Here is a 17058-nt window from a genome sequence, read left to right as displayed (position 1 = left end):
CGTCGTCGAATTTTCATCAAATGCGGCGGCTATCGGACGGAGGGCAATCAGCACGATTCTAGGAAGCATGGCGGGCCAATTTATGAAGTGCCGTGAAGACGAGGTTAAGCTCTGTCCCTAGTTTGTGAAGGGACGTAAAGCGGCCGCCCGCGCGCCTCGGTAAAATGCGCGAAGTTCTTGTTTTCACAGGTGGTTATGCAATACCGAGTCCGCCCCATGCTGGCCGGCGACGTGGACGGCATCCTGGCCGTCCAGGCCCGCGCCTACCCGGGTTTCCTGCTGGAAAGCGCCGACTTCTTCCTGAACCGGCTGGCGCTGGCCCCCGCGCACTGCTGGGTGGCGCAGGCCGCCACGGACGACTTGCTCGGCTATCTGGTGTCGTATCCCTGGGACGCGGGCCTGCCGCCGACCCTGGACGCGCCCCTGGCCGCCTTGCCCGAGGCGGCCGACCACTGGTTCCTGCATGATTGCGCGGTGGCGCCCACGGCCCAGGGCCTGGGCGTGGGCCAGGCCCTGCTGCGCACCGCCGCCGGGCACGCCGCGCAGGCGGGACTGCGGCGCGCCAGCCTGGTCTCGCTGGGTTCGGCCGTGGGCTACTGGATACGCCACGGCTATGCGCCGGTCGCCGCGGGCGGCCGCGAGCTGGCCGACAAGCTCGAAGGCTACGGGCCGCAGGCCAGTTACATGGCGCGCGCCTTTCCGCTCTGACCCGCGGCGGCCGAGCGCCCCGCCCTTTTCCGTCCGTTGCCGCGCATGTCGCGCCGCCCGCGCCCCGGTAAGATGGGGGACGCAATCCCTGAAAGACATGGCGGCAACGATCCCGACAGCCTGACTTCGCTGCGTCCCGCGCCGGGACGCGAAGGTTTCCATGATTTCACTCTCGCCCGTCCAATCCCTGCTGGCCTGCTGCCTGGTGCTGGCCATCGGCCGCGTCCTGACCACCCGCATCGGCGTGCTGGCGCGCTACAGCATCCCGGACCCGATCGTCGGCGGCCTGCTGTTCGCGATCGGCGCCTATGCGCTGTCGACCTGGGGCGGCCATGCCATCTCGCTGGAAACCAGCATCAAGCCGACCCTGTTGCTGCTGTTCTTCGGCTGCATCGGCCTGACTGCCAACCTGAAGCTGCTGGCCAAGGGCGGCCCGCGGCTGATCGCCTTCCTCCTGGCGCTGATCCCCTTCCTGGTACTGCAGAACGCGGTCGGGCTGGGCATGGCCTGGCTGCTGGACATGCACCCGCTGATGGGCCTGCTGGGCGGCACCATCACGCTGGTCGGCGGACACGGCACGGGCGCGGCCTACGCCACCCGCTTTGCCGACGTCAACAACATCCAGGACGTGATGGCGCTGGCCATGACCGCGGCGACGATGGGCCTGGTGCTGGGCGGCGCGGTGGGCGGCCCCGTGGCGGAATGGCTGATGCGCCGCCACAAGCTGGCCGGCAGCCTGGATCGCCGCTCGACGGCGGGCCACGAGGCGCCCGACCTGACCGGGGCGCAACCGCCATCGACGTCGGCCTCGTTCATCACCTCGATGACCGCCGCCTTCGTCTGCCTGGTGGCGGGCGGCTACCTGGCCACGCTGGTGGAAGGCGCGCCGGTCAGCCTGCCCAATTTCCTCTGGTGCCTGGCGACCGGCGTGCTGATCCGCAACGGCGGCGAGCGCCTGGGCCTGAAGCTGGATGACCGCGCCACCGAAATCATCGGCACCATCACGCTGTCGCTGTTCCTGGCCATGACGATGATGACGCTGGACCTGGGCAGCGTGGCGCGGCTGGCCGGGCCGCTCGCGCTGATCCTGGCGGTGCAGACGCTGTTCTGCGCGCTGTATTCGGCCTGGGTGGTGTTCCGCCTGCTCAGGAGCGACTACGAGGCCGCCATCATGTCGGCCGCGTTCTGCGGCTTTTCGCTGGGCGCCACCGCCACCGCCATCGCCAACATGCAGGCGCTGACGCGGCGCCACGGGCCCGCGCCGCAGGCCTTCATCGTGGTGCCGGTGACGGGCGCGTTCCTGGTGGACATTCTCAACGTGATCGTCTTGACCTCGTTGATTTCCCTGCCGTTCGTGGGAGGGATGTGATCATGTTCAAGCGCTTCTTCCTGCTGGCCCTGTGCCTGCTTCTGGCCGCCTGCGGCCGCGCCCCCGACACCGATACGCTGCGCGCCGACGTTGAACGCGGCCTGGCCGCCACCTATGGCGCGGACCTGTTCCGCATCGATGAAATCAAGCGCATGGGGTCCGCCGCCGACAGCAACGCGCCGGCAGGCGAGACCCGCCGCGTGGTCTATTACGACCTGCGGCTGGAAGTGACGCGCGACATCGCGCTGGGCGCCTGGGACCAGCCTGGCGCCGCCGCGCTGGTGACGCTGCTGGGCGCGGGCCCGCGCAGTATCAGCGGCGTGAAATCCAGCGGCAACCAGGCCGGGGACCAAATCGTTGCGCATGCCAGCGCCATCTACCGCAAAGCGGGCGAGGGCTGGGAGCTGGTGACGCCCGCCGGCTTCAAGGCCGCCGAAGCGCCCTCACTCGATACCGGCGCGCCGCCGCCCGTGACGCAGCGGCTGCTCGAAACGCTGGACCAGATCACTCATTCGGTCGCCTACAGCGCCTCCAGCACGGCGCAGCACGTGGTGCAGCAGGAACTGGAGCGCTCCGTCGCACGCATCAACGGCCGGCTGGCGCGCATGCAACAAGGCTATCCGCTGGCCGGCGGCCCAGACCGCGGTGAGTACCTCACCTTCGCCCGGGCGCTGGGCGCGGTGGGCCAGGCGCGCCAGATCCGCGTCACGCCGCTGATCACCGGCGGCGGCGCCGAAAACATCGCCCTGCTGCGCAGCGGCGACGCCGTGGTCGGGCTGGCCCAGGCCGACACCGCCAAACTGGCGTACGAGGGCCGCGGCCCGTTCGCGTCGCAGGGGCCGTTCGCCGGCCTGCGCGCGCTGGGCAGCCTCTATCCCGAAATGGTGCATATCGTCGTGCGCGACGACGCCAAACTGCGCGGCGTGCGCGACCTGAAAGGCAAGAAGATCGCGCTCGGCGCGGAGGGTTCGGCGGTGCGGGCCACACTGGAGGCGGTGCTGGCGGCGCATGGCCTGCAGGCCGGACGCGACTACGAGGCGATTCCCACGCCTTTCACCGCCTCGCTGCCGGCGCTCAAGGCCGGCACGATCGATGCGGCGGCGCAGGTGATCGGCATTCCCGCCACGCCCCTGCGCGACGCGTTGACCCAGGCGCACCTGAAGCTGCTGCCGCTCGATCCGGCCGCGGTCAAGACACTGGCCGCGCAGGACAACGGGCTGATGCCGCTGGAGATCTCGGCGGGCACCTATCCGAACCAGCCCGAGCCGGTCGCCACCATCGGCACCGCGGCGCTGTTGCTGACCACCTCGGAGCTGACCCGCGACGAAGCCCTGCAGGTGGTGCGGGCGGTCTACCAGACCGGGCTGGATCTGCTGGCCGCCGGCTCGACCCAGGGTGCCCAGGTAAACGTTGCCAACGCCCGGCGCGGCCTGACCGTGCCGCTGCACGACGGCGCGGAAGAAGGCTTGGCCGCGCTGGAGAATGCCAAACCCCGCTGACGGCGCTTGCGCTTATGATGGCGCTCCCAATCAGGAATATCCATGAACAAATTCGATCTGCAAAAGAACCAGGCGCTGAAACTGGCCGGCCAACTCAAGCAAGCCGGCACGCCCGACCGTTTCGGCGCCGCCTCGCAGGTGCCCGACCGCCGTGAACAGCGCAAGCTCGACCAGGCCGCCGGCCTGGTGCCGTTTCCGCTGAAGCTGTCGCAGGCCCAGGCGGACCAGTTGCGCGCGGCGGCCGCCGAGCGCGGCCTGAGCACCAACGACATCATCGCCGAAGCCTTGCAGAAGGCCCTGGGCTGATGCATATCTGGGTCGACGCAGATGCCTGCCCCGGGGTCATCAAGGACATCCTGTTCCGCGCCGCGCAGCGCTGGCAGGTGCCCCTGACCCTGGTGGCGAATCAGGCGCTGCATACGCCGCCCTCCCCGCTGATCCGCGCGGTGCAGGTGCCGCGCGGCTTCGACGTGGCCGACGCTCACATCGCCGAACGCGCGGCGGCCGGCGACCTGGTGATCACGGGCGACATCCCGCTGGCGGCGCAGGTACTTGAAAAAGGCGCCATGGCGCTGAACCCGCGCGGTGAACGCTATTCACCGGAGACCATCCGCGAACGGCTGGCCCTGCGGGACATGATGGAGGAATTGCGCGCGAGCGGCGTGGACACGGGCGGACCGGCTTCGTTCAGCCAGGCGGACCGCAAGGCCTTCGCCAACCAGCTCGACACGCTGCTGGCGCGCGCGGCGCGACTGGCCGCGCCCAAGGCCTGAATGGCGCGGGACCGCGCGCCCGGCCGCGTCAATAGAACGTGATGTACGCCTTGTAGATGATGGTGCCGATGGCCGTGATAAGGCCGATGCCCATCAGCCCCATGCCGATATTGCGGTCGCGCAGTCCAAACCCGAGCAGCATGAGCGCCACGCCCGTGACGATGATGATCAACATGGTGTTGGTGCTGGGGTGCATGAAGGTCTCCCGGTAAGCGACCCGGCCGCGCTTTTTGGCCGAAAATTCTGCCGAAATTGCGACTTCAGGTTTCATCATAGACAACCCGGGGCACGATGGCGCGCAAATCCGCAAGCGACGCTTGCGGCATATCAAGGGCGCGCGAAAAACAAAAAAGCCAACCGGCTAAGGTTGGCTTCATTGTCGTTCGGGTTTTTGGCGTTTTTGCTTGGCGCAAAACGCTTACACCGATCTCGAATCACGATTGCCGGCTTTTCAGCCTGGCGATGCGCTTCGAGGGTCTTTGGTGGGTAGTACTGGGTTCGAACCAGTGACCCCTGCCGTGTGAAGGCAGTGCTCTACCACTGAGCTAACCACCCCGAAAGAGGCGAAATATTAGCACGCTTTTTTGAAAGTGTGCAAGTCGCCGCGCAAAAACTTTCAGGCGGCCGCCACCGGCGCGTCGAGCTTGCGCCAGACGCATTCGCCGCCCACCGACTTGTCCAGCGCCGCCAGGTAGGTTTCGTGCTCGGCCAGTTCGGCCTCGCTGGCCTTGACCACCGGCAGGCCGGAGGCATCGAACCTGGCCAGCACCACGCCGCCGCCCGCGCCCGTGTCGTTGTCGTCGACGTCGATCAGCAGCGCGTCCTGGCCGCGGGTCATGGCCAGCCAGACTTCCGCCAGCAACTGCGAGTCGAGCAAGGCGCCGTGCAGCGTCCGGTGCGCATTGGAGATGCCGAAGCGGTCGCACAGCGCGTCCAGCGAGTTGCGCTTGCCCGGGAACAGCGAGCGCGCGTGCAGCAGCGAGTCGGTGACCGTTTCGCAGTACTCGGTGATCGGGCCGCGGCCGGTCTTGGCCAGCTCGGCGTTGAAGAACTTCACGTCGAACGCGGCGTTGTGCGCGATCAGCTCGGCGCCCTGGATGAACTTGACGAACTCGTCGGCGACGTCGCCGAAGCGCGGCTTGTCGGACAGGAATTCGGTGGTCAGGCCGTGCACCGCCAGCGCCTCGGGGTCGCTGTCGCGGTCCGGGTTCAGGTAGATGTGCAGGTTGTTGCCGGTGGCCATCCGGTTGACCAGTTCGACGCAGCCGATTTCGACGATGCGGTGTCCCTGGGCGGGATCCAGCCCGGTGGTTTCAGTGTCAAAGATGATCTGGCGCATAAAGCTATTCCGACGCTTGGGCCGCGGGCGCCGACGGCGCCTGGCCATCCGCCGGGCCGGCCGGGGGATGCGCTGCGCTGCCGGCCGGGCCGGGTTTCCTGCGTGCGGTGGCGATCAGGGTGTAGGCCACCGGCACGACGAACAAGGTCAATAGTGTACCCAGCATCAGGCCGCCCACCAGGACCCAGCCGATCTGCTGGCGCGATTCGGCGCCCGCGCCCGAGGACAGCGCCAGCGGCACGGTGCCCAGCACCATGGCGCCGGTGGTCATCAGAATCGGCCGCAGGCGCAGCACGCTGGCCTCGGTCACGGCCTCGAACAGCGCCTTGCCCTCGTCGCGCAGCTGGTTGGTGAATTCGACGATCAGGATGCCGTGCTTGGTGATCAGGCCCACCAGCGTGATCAGGCCGATCTGGCTGTAGATCGACAGCGTGCCGCCGGTCAGCCACAACGCCAGCAGCGCGCCGGTCATGGACAGCGGCACCGACAGCATGATGATGAACGGGTTGCGCCAGCTCTCGAACTGCGCGGCCAGCACCAGGTAGATGAAGGCCAGCGCCATGGCGAACACCAGGTAGATGCTGCCCGACGAATCGCGGAATTCGCGCGACTGGCCGTCCAGATCGGTCACGACCGTGTTGGGCAGCACTTCGCGCGCCACCTGGTGCATGTGGGCCAGCACCTCGCCCAGCGCGTAGCCGGGGGCCACGGCGGCGTCGATCTTGACCGCGCGCAGGCGGTTGAAGTGGTTCAGCGACTGCGGCGACACGCCTTCGTGCACGGCCACCAGGTTGTCCAGCTGCACCATGCTGCCGTCGCGCGCCCGCACGTGGATGCCGGAAATATCCGTGGGCGTGGCGCGGTCGCGCGGCGTGACCTGCACGATCACGTCGTATTGCTCGCCCTGGTCCTTGTAGCGGGTCACCTGGCGCCCGCCCAGCATCGATTCGAGGGTGCGGCCCACGGTGTCGACGTTGGCGCCGACGTCGGCCATCTTGTCGCGGTCCACCCGCACCCGCAGCTCGGGCGTGTTCAGGCGCAGGTCGGTGTCCAGGTTGAGCAGGCCGGGATACTTGCGCAGCTCCGCCAGGAACACTTCGGTCAGGCGCGACAGCTCCGCGTACGAGGCCTGGCTCATGATGATGAACTCGACCGGCTTGGAACGCGCCGACTGGCCCAGCGACGGCGGATTGGTGGGGAACGCCCGCACGCCCGGCAGCGACGAGAACAGCGGCTGCAGCTCCTGGGTGATGGCCTGCTGGCGGCGGCCGCGCTCTTCCCAGGGTTTGAGGCGCAGGATGGCGGTGCCGTCGGTCACCGTGGGAAAGCCCACCGTGACCTGGCTGCCGCTGGCCTCGGGAATGGCGGCGTAGAACTGCTCGATGCCGAGCATGCTGTCGAGGGTGTAGTTCAGCGTCGCGCCTTCCGGCGAGCTGACGATGCCGAACACCACGCCGCGGTCCTCGACCGGGGCCAGCTCGCTCTTGACCACCTTGAACAACACGCCGCTGCCGGCCGCGACCGCCAGGCCGATCGCCACCACCACCCAGCGATGGCGCAGCGACAGCGCCAGCGCCCGCCGGTAGCCGTTGCTCATGGCGTTGAGCCAGCCTTCGATCAGGTTGTACCAGCGGCTGTGGCTGCTCTGGTGGCGCAGCAGCACCGAGCACATCATGGGCGTCAGCGTCAGCGCCACGAAGCCGGACACCAGCACCGCGCCGGCCAGCGCCAGCGCGAACTCGATGAACAGCCGCCCGGTGCGGCCGGTGGCGAACGCCAGCGGCGCGTACACCGTCACCAGCGTCATGGTCATGGCCACCACGGCGAAGCCGATCTCGCGCGAGCCGCGCAGCGCCGCTTCCTTGCGCGGCATGCCGTCCTCGATGTGGCGGTAGATGTTCTCCAGCACCACGATGGCGTCGTCCACCACCAGGCCGATGGCCAGCACCATGGCCAGCAGCGTCAGCGTATTGATCGAGAAGCCGAACAGGTACATCAGCGCGCAGGCGCCCACCAGCGACACCGGGATGGTGACGATGGGAATGATGCTGGCGCGCAGGTTGCGCAGGAAGAAGAAGATCACCAGCACCACCAGGATGATGGCTTCGCCGATGGTGTGGAACACCGAGTCGATGGAGCGCTCGATGAACACCGACGAGTCGTAGGCGATGGTCAGCTTCATGCCCGCGGGCAGGTTCTCGTTCAGCCGCGCCACTTCCTCGCGCGCGGCCTTGGACAGCTCCAGCGGGTTGGCGGTGGACTGGCGCGTCACGCCGATGTTGATGGCCGGCTTGCCGTTGAAGCGCGACAGGATGCGGTCGTTGGCCGCACCGATCTCGACCTTGGAGACGTCGCGCAGCCGCACCGGATAGCCCTTGACGTTGGCGACGATGACGTTCTCGAACTGCGCCGGCGTCTGCAGGTCGGTGGACGACACCACCGAGAACTCGCGCGCCCGCGACTCGATGCGGCCGGCCGGGATCTCCACGTTCTGGCTGCGCAGCGCCGATTCCACGTCCTGCACCGTCAGGCCGTAGGCGGCCAGCTTGTCGCGGTCCACGTAGATGCGCATGGACGGCAGGCGTTCGCCGAACACGCGCACCTCGGCCGCGCCGGGCAGCACCGACAAGCGGGTCTTGATATAGCGGTTGATGTAGTCGGAAGTCTGGATCGCCGAATACGCGCCGGACTCGACCGCGATGTAGATGATGGGCTGCGAATCGGCCTCGACCTTGCCGATGATGGGCTCGTCGATTTCGTCGGGCAGGAAGCGGCGCGCGCGCGAGACCTTGTCGCGCACCTCGGCCGCCGCCGCGTCCGGATTGCGCGACAGGTTGAACTTGATGTTGATCAGGCTGCGCTCGGAGCGGCTGCGCGAGGTCATCACGTCCACGCCCTCGATGCCCGCCAGCTGGTCCTCCAGCGGCTTGGTCACCTGCGACTCGATCACCTCGGGCGAGGCGCCCTTGTAGGTGGTGTCGACCGACACGATGGGCTCGTCGATCTTCGGATATTCGCGCACCGTCAGGCGCGAATACGAGATCAGACCGATCAGCACGATGACCAGCGACAGCACCGACGCGAACACCGGCCGGTTGATACAGGTTTCCGAGATACGCATGAAGGGCCGCCGTCCGCTGGAATGATGGCGTCAGGCGCCGTTGTTCACGACCTGCACGGCGCCGCCATCGGTGACGCGCTGCAGCCCCGACACCACCAACTGGTCGCCGGCCGCCACGCCCGTCAGGATCTCGACCTTGCCTTCGCGGCGCTCGCCGATGGTGACTTCGCGGCGCTCGGCCACGCCGTCCTTAACCCGGTACACGTACTGCGTCTCGCCCGACGGCGACAACGCCGCCTCGGGCGCGACCAGCGCCTTGTCCTGGTTGAACAGCAGTTGCACCCGCGCGAACATGCCCGGGCGCAGCAGCGAATCGGCGTTGGCCACGGTGGCGCGCAGCAGGATGGAGCGCCCGCCCGCGTCGACCAGCGGACTGACGGCATACACCAGGCCGGGACGTTCCTGGCCGGGCAAGGCGTCCAGCCGCAGCGTGAGCTGCTGGCCCACGCCGACCTTGCTCAGATACATCTCGGGCACGCGGAAATCCACCTTGAGCGGGTCGATCGCCTCCAGCGGCGCCAGGTCCTGGCCCTGGTTGACGTAGTCGCCCACCGACACGCTGCGCAATCCGGCAAAACCGGCGAACGGCGCGCTGATGGTCATCTTGTCCAGGCGCGCCTGCGCCAGCGCCACCGCGGCTTCCTGCACCTTGAGCGTGCTGGCCGATTCGTCGCGCGCCTGCTGGCTGACGAAGCCCTTGGCCTGCAGCGCCACGGCGCGGCGATAGTGGCTCTGCGCCAGCGCCAGGTTGGCGCGCGCCTGTGCCAGTTCGGCGCGCGGCACGGAATCGTCCAGGCGGATCAGCGCCTGGCCGCGCTGGACCGGCTGCCCTTCCTTGAATTCGATCGATTGGATGCGACCGGCCACTTCGGGCCGCAGCATCACGGCCTCATCCGAGCGCAGGCTGCCCACGGCAGACAGGCCGCGCGCAAACGGAATTTCCGTGACGGCGGAGATTTCGACCCGTACCGGCGCCGCCTTGGAAACGGGCTTGGCGGGCGCGGCGGCGGTGGGCGCCGGCGTGGCGGCCGGCGCGAGCCAGCGCGGCACGAATACGCCCAGAGCGGCCCCCGCGGCCACTCCTGCCGCGATGGCGGCCAGCAATGCAGCTTTTTTCATGCGAATGTGGCGGTATCGCGGCGCGTGCCAGGCATCCCCCGCTGGGACGGCGCCGCAGGAACAGGATCAAGGGTTGGCACTTTAGCACCGGATTTACAACCTGGAACAATCCTGAAGCGCGCTGAAAGCACTAAACCAGCCGACCCAGGGTATTTCCCGATGCGGGCGGCCACGCCCGCGCGTCCGCATCGGTGAAAACACGGAGCAATTGACGGACACCAGGCGGCACGCCGCGCCGCCCGGCGGGAGGTTCAAGCGCGCCGGACCGACTCGACGCCCTGGTTGGCCAATTGGTCGGCGCGCTCGTTGCCGGGGTCGCCGGCGTGGCCGCGGACCCAGCGCCACGACACGGTGTGACGCCGCACCTGCTCGTCCAGGGACTGCCACAGCTCGGCATTCTTGACCGGCTTCTTGTCGGCCGTCATCCAGCCGCGCCGCTTCCAGTTGGCCAGCCATTCGGTCATGCCTTTCATGACGTACTGGGAGTCGGTGTGGATGGTGACCGTGCACGGACGCTTGAGCGCGCGCAGGCCCTCGATCACGGCCAGCAGTTCCATGCGGTTGTTGGTGGTCTGGGCCTCGCCGCCGTGCATGGTCTTTTCGTGCGCGCCGGCGCGCATCAACACGCCCCAGCCGCCCGGACCGGGATTGCCCTTGCAGGCGCCGTCGGTCCACATTTCCACTTTCTGGTCGTTCGCGTTGTTGTCCTGCATGGTGCTGCTTGTATGTCCTTGTTCTTTCGATATGAATCCGGCCCGCCGCTCAGGAGCGGTCGAAGCCGTCGCCGGCCTGACGGTTGACCACCACCGACGCGGCGCGGGCGCGTTTGGGCTTGGTTTTCCAGGCAGGGCCGATGATACGCATGCCGGCCACGCGCTTGACCGCCGACACCAGGTAGACCGCGCCCCCCAGGCTCCACCAGCGCGCGCCGGCCGATTCCAGGAAGCCCCAGCGCTGCAGCCATTTCTCGCTGCGGCAGGCCGGCGCGTAGCAGCCGAAATGGCTTTGCTCCACTTCCAGCGACAGCAGCTTGAACCAGTCCTTCAGGCGCGGCAGCGAGACCTGCGACGACGGCGGCTGCGGCAGCCAGGGCTCCATGCCGGGCATGCGGGTGCGCGCGCCCCACATGCTCCAGGGATTGAAACCGGAGATCACCACCCGCCCTTCCGGCACCAGCACCCGCTCGACCTCTCGCAGCACGTTGTGCGGCTCGCTGGTGCATTCGAAAGCGTGCGGCAGGATCAGCAGGTCGACGCTCTGCGATTCGAACGGCAGCGCTTCGGGCTGGGCCAGCACCACGCGCGACTGCCAACCGGCGATGTTCTCGGGCGTGGGGGTTTCAGTGCCAACATAGCCCTTGAAGGGCATGCGGTTGGCGCGCAGCAGATTCAGGTCGGCCAGGCCGACCTGCCAGGCGTAATATCCAAAGACGTCCGCCACGGCCGCGTCGAACTGCGCGCGCTCCCAGGCCAGGGCGTATTGCCCTGGCGGAGTCTGGAACCATTCGGCCAGTTCTACAATCGGCGGAGTTTCTTCTGCCACGTTTTCATCCCTTCGAATCCCATGCAAGCCTTGACCGCCCCCGCAGGCGGCCGCGAGCGCAACGCCGCGGTCTTGCCTCTGCCCGCCTTCACCGACAACTATATCTGGGCCATCGTCCGCGACGGCCAGGCCGCCGTGGTCGACCCGGGAGAAGCCGGGCCGGTACTGCAATGGCTGGCCCGTGAAGACCTGAAGCTGCGCGCCATTCTACTCACGCACCACCATGGCGACCATGTGGGCGGCGTGCTTGAATTGTCCCGCATCGGCGACATCACGGTATATGGCCCGGCGCGCGAGAAGCTGCCGCGCTGCGACGTGCCGCTGGCCGAGGGCGACCGCGTGGTGCTGCCGGAGCTGGACCTGGACCTGACCGTGCTGGACGTGCCGGGGCATACCGCCGGCCACATCGCCTACACCGGCCGGGCGGCGGGAAAACAGCCTGTGCTGTTCTGTGGCGACACCCTGTTTGCCGGGGGCTGTGGCCGGCTTTTCGAGGGCACTCCCGCGCAAATGTATGATTCCTTGGAAAAATTTTCCGTTTTACCGCCAGATACACAGGTTTTTTGCGCACACGAGTACACTCTAGCGAACTTGCGCTGGGCCACGGCGGTCGAACCCGCCAACCGCACCCTGCAACAGTGGTATCAGCGGGCCCGGCAATTACGCGCAGAAGGTCTCCCCACGCTTCCGTCGACCATCGGCCAGGAATGCGCGACCAATCCGTTTTTGCGTACGCAGCAAGTTGACGTCGTCCGCGCCGCAGGCAACTGGGCCGGCCACGACCACCCGACGCCGGTAGAGGTTTTTGCCTCCCTTCGTGAATGGAAGAACGATTTCAAGTGACCGCCCGATGAATTTCTCCCGACTCCTTCTGCCGCTTCTGCTGGCAGTCCTCGCCGGTTGCGCAGGAACCAAATCCCACGACAGCAAGAACCTCACCACCAACTCCCAAGGGCGCTACATCGCCCGCGACACGTCCCGCACGGTCGACCTGACCAATCCGCCGGTCGACGCCTGGGACCGCATCCGCCGCGGCTTCGCCATCCCCAACCTGAACACCGACCTCTCGCAGCAGTGGACCGACTACTACGCGTCCCACCCCGAGGCGGTGCAGCGCATGGCCGAGCGTGCCGGCAAGTACCTGTATTTCATCGTCGACGAGATCAACCGCCGCGGCCTGCCGACCGAGCTGGCGCTGCTGCCGTTCGTCGAAAGCGCCTACAACCCCACCGCGCTCTCGCGCGCCCAGGCCTCGGGCCTGTGGCAGTTCGTGCCGGCCACCGGCCAGCACTTCAACCTGAAGCAGGACTGGTGGCGCGATGAGCGCCGCGACCCCATCGCCTCGACCAACGCGGCGCTGGACTACCTGGAAAAGCTGTTCGAGATGCAGGGCGACTGGTACCTGGCGCTGGCCTCGTACAACTGGGGCGAGGGCTCGGTGCAGCGCGCCATGGCCAAGAACGAGGCCGCCGGCCAGCCCACGGACTACCTGTCCCTGAACATGCCGGACGAGACCCGCAACTACGTGCCCAAGCTGCAGGCCATCAAGAACATCATCGCCGACCCGCAGCGCTACGCGGTGGCGCTGCCGCCGGTCGGCAACACGCCGTACTTCGTGACGGTGCAGAAGAACAGCGACATCGACCTGGAAATCGCCGCCAAGCTGGCCGAGATGCCGCTGGACGAATTCAAGGCCCTGAACCCGTCGTTCAACCGGCCCGTGATCCGCGGCGACCACGCCCCCACGCTGCTGCTGCCGGCCGACCGCGTCGAGATCTTCAACGCCAACCTGACCAACTACAAGGGCGACCTGAGCGCCTGGAAGGTCTACCACTCGCGCCGCGGCGAGTCGTACGCCTCGATCGCCAAGCGTTTCGGCGTGACCGAAGCCAAGCTGCGCGAGACCAACGACATCGGCTCGCGCCAGAAGGTGGCCTCCGGCCAATCATTGCTGGTGCCGGGCGACCCCGGCGCCGGCGGCGTGCAACTGGCCTCGCTGGCCGCGCCGGTGGGCGCGCTGGATTCGGCCCCCGTCAATACCGGCAAGGCGCCGGCGCCGCGCGGCAAGGCCGCGGCCCCCGCCGCGCGCGGCGCGGCCGCCCGCCCCAATGTGCGCACGCACAAAGTGCGCCAGGGCGATACGCTGTTTTCGCTGGCCAAGCAGTACGGCACCTCGGTGGATGCGCTGCGCGCCCTGAACAACCTCAAGGGCAACGCCCTCAAGATCGGCGCCCAGCTGCGCGTGCCGGGCACCAACGCCCGCGGCTGATTTCTCCGCCGATCCGTCTTTCGCAGCGGCGCCCACCCGGGCGCCGCGCTGTTTTGTCCGCGAGACCGCCAAACTCCTTAAAATAGGCGGTCTCCAGCAGGTAAAAGATCAAAGGAATCACACATGGGCTTTCTCGCCGGCAAACGCATCCTGGTCACCGGGGTGCTTTCCAACCGCTCCATCGCCTACGGCATCGCGCGCGCCTGCCACCAACAGGGCGCCGAACTGGCCTTCACCTACGTGGGTGACCGCTTCAAGGACCGCGTGGCCGAATTCGCCGCCGAATTCGGCAGCGACATCGTGCTGCCCTGCGACGTCGCCGAAGACAGCCAGATCGAAGCCACCTTCACCGACCTGGCCAAGCGCTGGGACGGCCTGGACGGCCTGGTGCACTCGATCGGTTTCGCCCCGCGCGAAGCCATCGCCGGCAACTTCCTGGACGGCCTGTCGCGCGAAGGCTTCCGCATCGCCCACGACATCTCGGCCTACAGTTTCGCCGCCATGGCCAAGGCCGCGCTGCCGCTGATGGAAGGCCGCAACGGCTCGGTGCTGACGCTGACCTACCTGGGCGCCGAACGCGTGGTGCCCAACTACAACACCATGGGCCTGGCCAAGGCCTCGCTCGAAGCCAGCGTGCGCTACCTGGCCACCGCGCTGGGCCCGCGCGGCATCCGCGCCAACGGCATCTCGGCCGGCCCGATCAAGACGCTGGCCGCCAGCGGCATCAAGGACTTCTCGGCCATCCTGAAGTTCGTCGAGGCCCAGGCGCCGCTGCGCCGCAACGTCACCATCGATGACGTCGGCAACGTCGCCTCGTTCATGCTGTCGGACCTGGCCGCCGGCGTCACGGGTGAAATCACCCACGTGGACGCCGGTTTCTCGACCATCGTCCCGGGCATGGAAGAGTAATTCGACCGACCGGCCGGGCGCCCTGCCCGGCCGCCTTCCCGCGCCAGGCGGTTCATCCGCCCGGCGGCCGATCCCTCAGGCCGGCCGCACGATCAGCGTGGATACCTGCACGTCCACCGCCGTCATCAGCTTGTGGATCGGGCATTTTTCGGCCACGGCCAGCAATTCGTCGATCTGCGCGTCCGACAGTTCGCCATGCAGCGTCAGCTTGGCGGTCAGACGATAGACGCCCTTGCGTTCCTCACTGGCATCGCGCACCACGTCCACCCCCACCGATTCCAGCGGCAGTCCCTTGCGCTGCGCGTAGACCATCAACGTCATGGCCTTGCAGCCGCCCAGCGCCGTGTCGAAGTAATCGTGCGGATCGGGGCCGGCGCCTTGCGGCTGCGGCATGTCCAGCGGCAAGTCGTGGCCTTCGGCGGTGGCGGTGAATTGCAGGGTCTTGGGCGCGTTCTGGCGCACGTGGATAGTCATGGGCGGAATTCCTCGCGTTGCGGGCGGCGCGCATGGCCGCCCCACCCCAGGTTGTAGCATCCGACGCAGCCGCCCCCGGTCCGGCGCAACATCAATTTCTGACTGTAAGCTGAACTTCCTGCAGAGATGGCGGTCGCATATTCCTGTCCGCAAGAGGATTGCATTCACCAGGAAACCCGCATGAGCGCCAGACAACTTCTAGACCAATTGCTGCAATCCGGCCAGGGCCTGTTGGCCGACGCCGGTTCGAAAGTGCAGACCGCCACCGGCGGCAAGGGGGGCTCGTTCCTGACCGGCCTGGGCGGCGGCGCCCTGGGCGCCGGCGCGCTGGGGCTGCTGCTGGGCAGCAAGAAGGCCCGCAAGATCGGCGGCAAGGTCGCCATGTACGGCGGGATGGCCGCGCTTGGCGCCCTGGCCTACCGCGCCTACGGCGACTGGCAGCGCAATCAGGCCGGCGCGCCCGCCGCGCCGCCGCAGACGCTGGATCGCCTGCCGCCCCCCGAGGCCGAGCAGCACAGCAGCGCGGTGCTGACCGCGATGATCGGCGCAGCCAAGGCCGACGGCCATATCGGGCCGGAAGAACGTTCGCTGCTGGAAACCGAGATGGCCAAGCTGTCCGGCGACGCGCAGGACCAGCGCTGGCTCGAGGCCGAACTGGCGCGTCCGCTCGATCCCGCCCAGATCGCGCAATCGGCCAGGACGCCGGAGATGGCGGCCGAGATGTACCTGGCCAGCCTGCTGGTGGTGGACGAGGAGAGCTACATGGAACGCGCCTACCTGGACGAACTGGCGCGCCAGCTCAAGCTGCAGCCGGGCCTGAAGGAACAGTTGGAACAACACGCGCGCGCGGCCGCCTGACGGCGCCGCCTCGCCTCGACGCGGGACGGGGCAAGCGGCCAGGCCGCCTGCCCCGCGGTTTTTTCTTGCCCGTCAGTCGGCGCGCAATCCGATCGCATTGGTCAGCGCCGTATAGCGGTCGATGTCGGCATTGATCATGTCCTGGAACGCGCGCGGCGAACTGGTCGCGGGCGTGAAACCCTGTTCGCGCAACGCCGCCTGCACGTCGGGCCGCGACATGATGCGCGTCAGCGTGGCATTCAGCTTGGCCACCACCGCCGGCGGCGTGGCGGCCGGCGCCAGCAGACCGTGCCACTGGTCCAGCGCGTAGCCGCTCACGCCCTGCTCGGCCACCGTCGGCACCGCCGGCAACAGGGGCGAGCGCTGCGGCGACGTGACCGCCAGCGCGCGCAATCTGCCCGCGGCGATCAGCGGCGCGGCACTGGAAGCGGTGACCACGCCCACGCCGACCTGACCGGACGCGACGTCGGTCAGGGCCGGTCCGCAACCCTTGTAGGGCACGTGCTGCAACGATGCGCCGCTGGCTCGCGCCAGCATTTCACCGGCCAGGTGCTGCGGCGTGCCATTGCCGCACGAGGCGAACGCCAGCGGCCGCTCGGGCCGCGCGGCGTTGAGCGCGTCATCCAGCGTGCGCAGCGGCGACGCCGCCGGCACCACGAATACGGACGGCACGAAGGCCACATTGATCACCGCCGCGAAATCGCGCCTGGGCGCAAAGCCCAGATTGCGGTAGACCCCGGGATTGATGGCGAACGAACTGTTGACCATCAGCAGCGTATAGCCGTCGGGCGGCGATTCGGCGACGATGCGGGCGCCGATGTTGCCGCTGGCGCCCGGCCGGTTCTCGACCACCACTGGCTGGCCGAACTGTTCCTGCAGGCTGGCGCCCAGGCGCCGCGCCAACAGGTCGGTGCCGCCGCCGGGCGGAAATGTCACCACGATGGTGACCGGGCGGGTCGGATAGGTCGCGTCCGCCGGCGTGTCGCCCGAAGGCGGGTTGCCGCAGGCGCCCAGCGCCAGGGCCAGCAGTAGCAGGGAAAATCGAAGCGCGCGTTTCATGATGCGTGTCCGTGACAGA

General features: G+C 68.0%; 17 protein-coding genes and 1 tRNA gene. 9 read left to right on the top strand and 9 right to left on the bottom strand.

Annotated features, from left to right (window positions below):
- Positions 1-216: 216 nt before the first annotated feature.
- From ABFG95_RS18550 to ABFG95_RS18530, 5 genes are all read left to right on the top strand, one after another.
- On the top strand, positions 217-708 hold the full coding sequence (locus ABFG95_RS18550; protein WP_238909529.1) for a GNAT family N-acetyltransferase: 492 nt from the start codon (positions 217-219) through the stop codon (positions 706-708).
- Positions 709-868: 160 nt separating this feature from the next.
- Complete coding sequence (gene gltS, locus ABFG95_RS18545; RefSeq protein WP_278990362.1) at positions 869-2077, top strand: sodium/glutamate symporter; 1209 nt, start codon at positions 869-871, stop codon at positions 2075-2077.
- Positions 2074-3576, top strand: a complete 1503-nt coding sequence (locus tag ABFG95_RS18540; protein ID WP_278990364.1) for a TAXI family TRAP transporter solute-binding subunit — start codon at positions 2074-2076, stop codon at positions 3574-3576. Before gltS ends, ABFG95_RS18540 begins: the two co-directional genes overlap by 4 nt.
- Before the next feature lie 42 nt (positions 3577-3618).
- Positions 3619-3882 carry a hypothetical protein gene (locus ABFG95_RS18535; protein ID WP_006388697.1) on the top strand — a complete coding sequence of 88 codons (264 nt, stop codon included), beginning with the start codon at positions 3619-3621 and terminating at the stop codon, positions 3880-3882.
- Positions 3882-4349, top strand: a complete 468-nt coding sequence (locus tag ABFG95_RS18530; protein WP_049071287.1) for a YaiI/YqxD family protein — start codon at positions 3882-3884, stop codon at positions 4347-4349. The genes ABFG95_RS18535 and ABFG95_RS18530 overlap by 1 nt, the downstream gene beginning before the upstream one ends.
- Before the next feature lie 28 nt (positions 4350-4377).
- Here the strand turns inward: ABFG95_RS18530 and ABFG95_RS18525 are convergent, their stop codons facing one another.
- The 7 genes from ABFG95_RS18525 to ABFG95_RS18495 all read right to left on the bottom strand — a co-directional run bounded on the left by ABFG95_RS18525 (position 4378) and on the right by ABFG95_RS18495 (position 11470).
- Positions 4378-4545, bottom strand: a complete 168-nt coding sequence (locus ABFG95_RS18525; protein WP_006388695.1) for a hypothetical protein — start codon at positions 4543-4545, stop codon at positions 4378-4380.
- Positions 4546-4829: 284 nt separating this feature from the next.
- Positions 4830-4904, bottom strand: a tRNA-Val gene (locus tag ABFG95_RS18520).
- 61 nt (positions 4905-4965) lie between these two features.
- Positions 4966-5688 carry a DNA polymerase III subunit epsilon gene (gene dnaQ / locus ABFG95_RS18515; protein ID WP_049071285.1) on the bottom strand — a complete coding sequence of 241 codons (723 nt, stop codon included), beginning with the start codon at positions 5686-5688 and terminating at the stop codon, positions 4966-4968.
- 4 nt (positions 5689-5692) lie between these two features.
- Entirely contained in the window at positions 5693-8809 is a 3117-nt protein-coding gene (locus ABFG95_RS18510) for an efflux RND transporter permease subunit (protein ID WP_063588441.1), read from the bottom strand.
- 30 nt (positions 8810-8839) lie between these two features.
- The gene (locus ABFG95_RS18505) at positions 8840-9928 is read right to left on the bottom strand and encodes an efflux RND transporter periplasmic adaptor subunit (protein ID WP_059269300.1); all 1089 of its coding nucleotides are present in this window, start codon (positions 9926-9928) and stop codon (positions 8840-8842) included.
- Between the two features lie 251 nt (positions 9929-10179).
- On the bottom strand, positions 10180-10641 hold the full coding sequence (gene rnhA / locus ABFG95_RS18500; RefSeq protein ID WP_049071280.1) for a ribonuclease HI: 462 nt from the start codon (positions 10639-10641) through the stop codon (positions 10180-10182).
- A gap of 49 nt (positions 10642-10690) precedes the next feature.
- Positions 10691-11470 (bottom strand): methyltransferase domain-containing protein, encoded by a 780-nt coding sequence (locus tag ABFG95_RS18495; protein ID WP_049071278.1) that lies wholly within the window; start codon positions 11468-11470, stop codon positions 10691-10693.
- Positions 11471-11491: 21 nt separating this feature from the next.
- Between ABFG95_RS18495 and gloB the strand changes: the two genes are divergently transcribed.
- From gloB to fabI, 3 genes are all read left to right on the top strand, one after another.
- Positions 11492-12313, top strand: a complete 822-nt coding sequence (gene gloB / locus ABFG95_RS18490) for a hydroxyacylglutathione hydrolase (RefSeq protein WP_049071277.1) — start codon at positions 11492-11494, stop codon at positions 12311-12313.
- A gap of 7 nt (positions 12314-12320) precedes the next feature.
- Positions 12321-13739 (top strand): transglycosylase SLT domain-containing protein, encoded by a 1419-nt coding sequence (locus ABFG95_RS18485; protein WP_063581938.1) that lies wholly within the window; start codon positions 12321-12323, stop codon positions 13737-13739.
- A 123-nt stretch (positions 13740-13862) separates the two neighbouring features.
- Complete coding sequence (gene fabI, locus ABFG95_RS18480) at positions 13863-14648, top strand: enoyl-ACP reductase FabI (RefSeq protein WP_348994830.1); 786 nt, start codon at positions 13863-13865, stop codon at positions 14646-14648.
- A gap of 75 nt (positions 14649-14723) precedes the next feature.
- Here the strand turns inward: fabI and ABFG95_RS18475 are convergent, their stop codons facing one another.
- Positions 14724-15122 carry an OsmC family protein gene (locus ABFG95_RS18475; protein WP_049071273.1) on the bottom strand — a complete coding sequence of 133 codons (399 nt, stop codon included), beginning with the start codon at positions 15120-15122 and terminating at the stop codon, positions 14724-14726.
- Between the two features lie 180 nt (positions 15123-15302).
- On the opposite strand from ABFG95_RS18475, the gene ABFG95_RS18470 reads away from it, so the two are divergent.
- On the top strand, positions 15303-15980 hold the full coding sequence (locus ABFG95_RS18470) for a tellurite resistance TerB family protein (RefSeq protein WP_049071270.1): 678 nt from the start codon (positions 15303-15305) through the stop codon (positions 15978-15980).
- A 72-nt stretch (positions 15981-16052) separates the two neighbouring features.
- On the opposite strand, the gene ABFG95_RS18465 is transcribed toward ABFG95_RS18470, so the two are convergent.
- Positions 16053-17039, bottom strand: a complete 987-nt coding sequence (locus ABFG95_RS18465) for a tripartite tricarboxylate transporter substrate binding protein (protein WP_278990373.1) — start codon at positions 17037-17039, stop codon at positions 16053-16055.
- Positions 17040-17058: the final 19 nt, after the last annotated feature.

Origin of the sequence: Achromobacter sp. HNDS-1, assembly GCF_040084795.1 — a bacterium.
Classification (GTDB): domain Bacteria; phylum Pseudomonadota; class Gammaproteobacteria; order Burkholderiales; family Burkholderiaceae_B; genus Achromobacter; species Achromobacter ruhlandii.
Note: the sequence above shows the minus strand (reverse complement) of the source record. Positions and strands in the feature narration are given on the sequence as shown.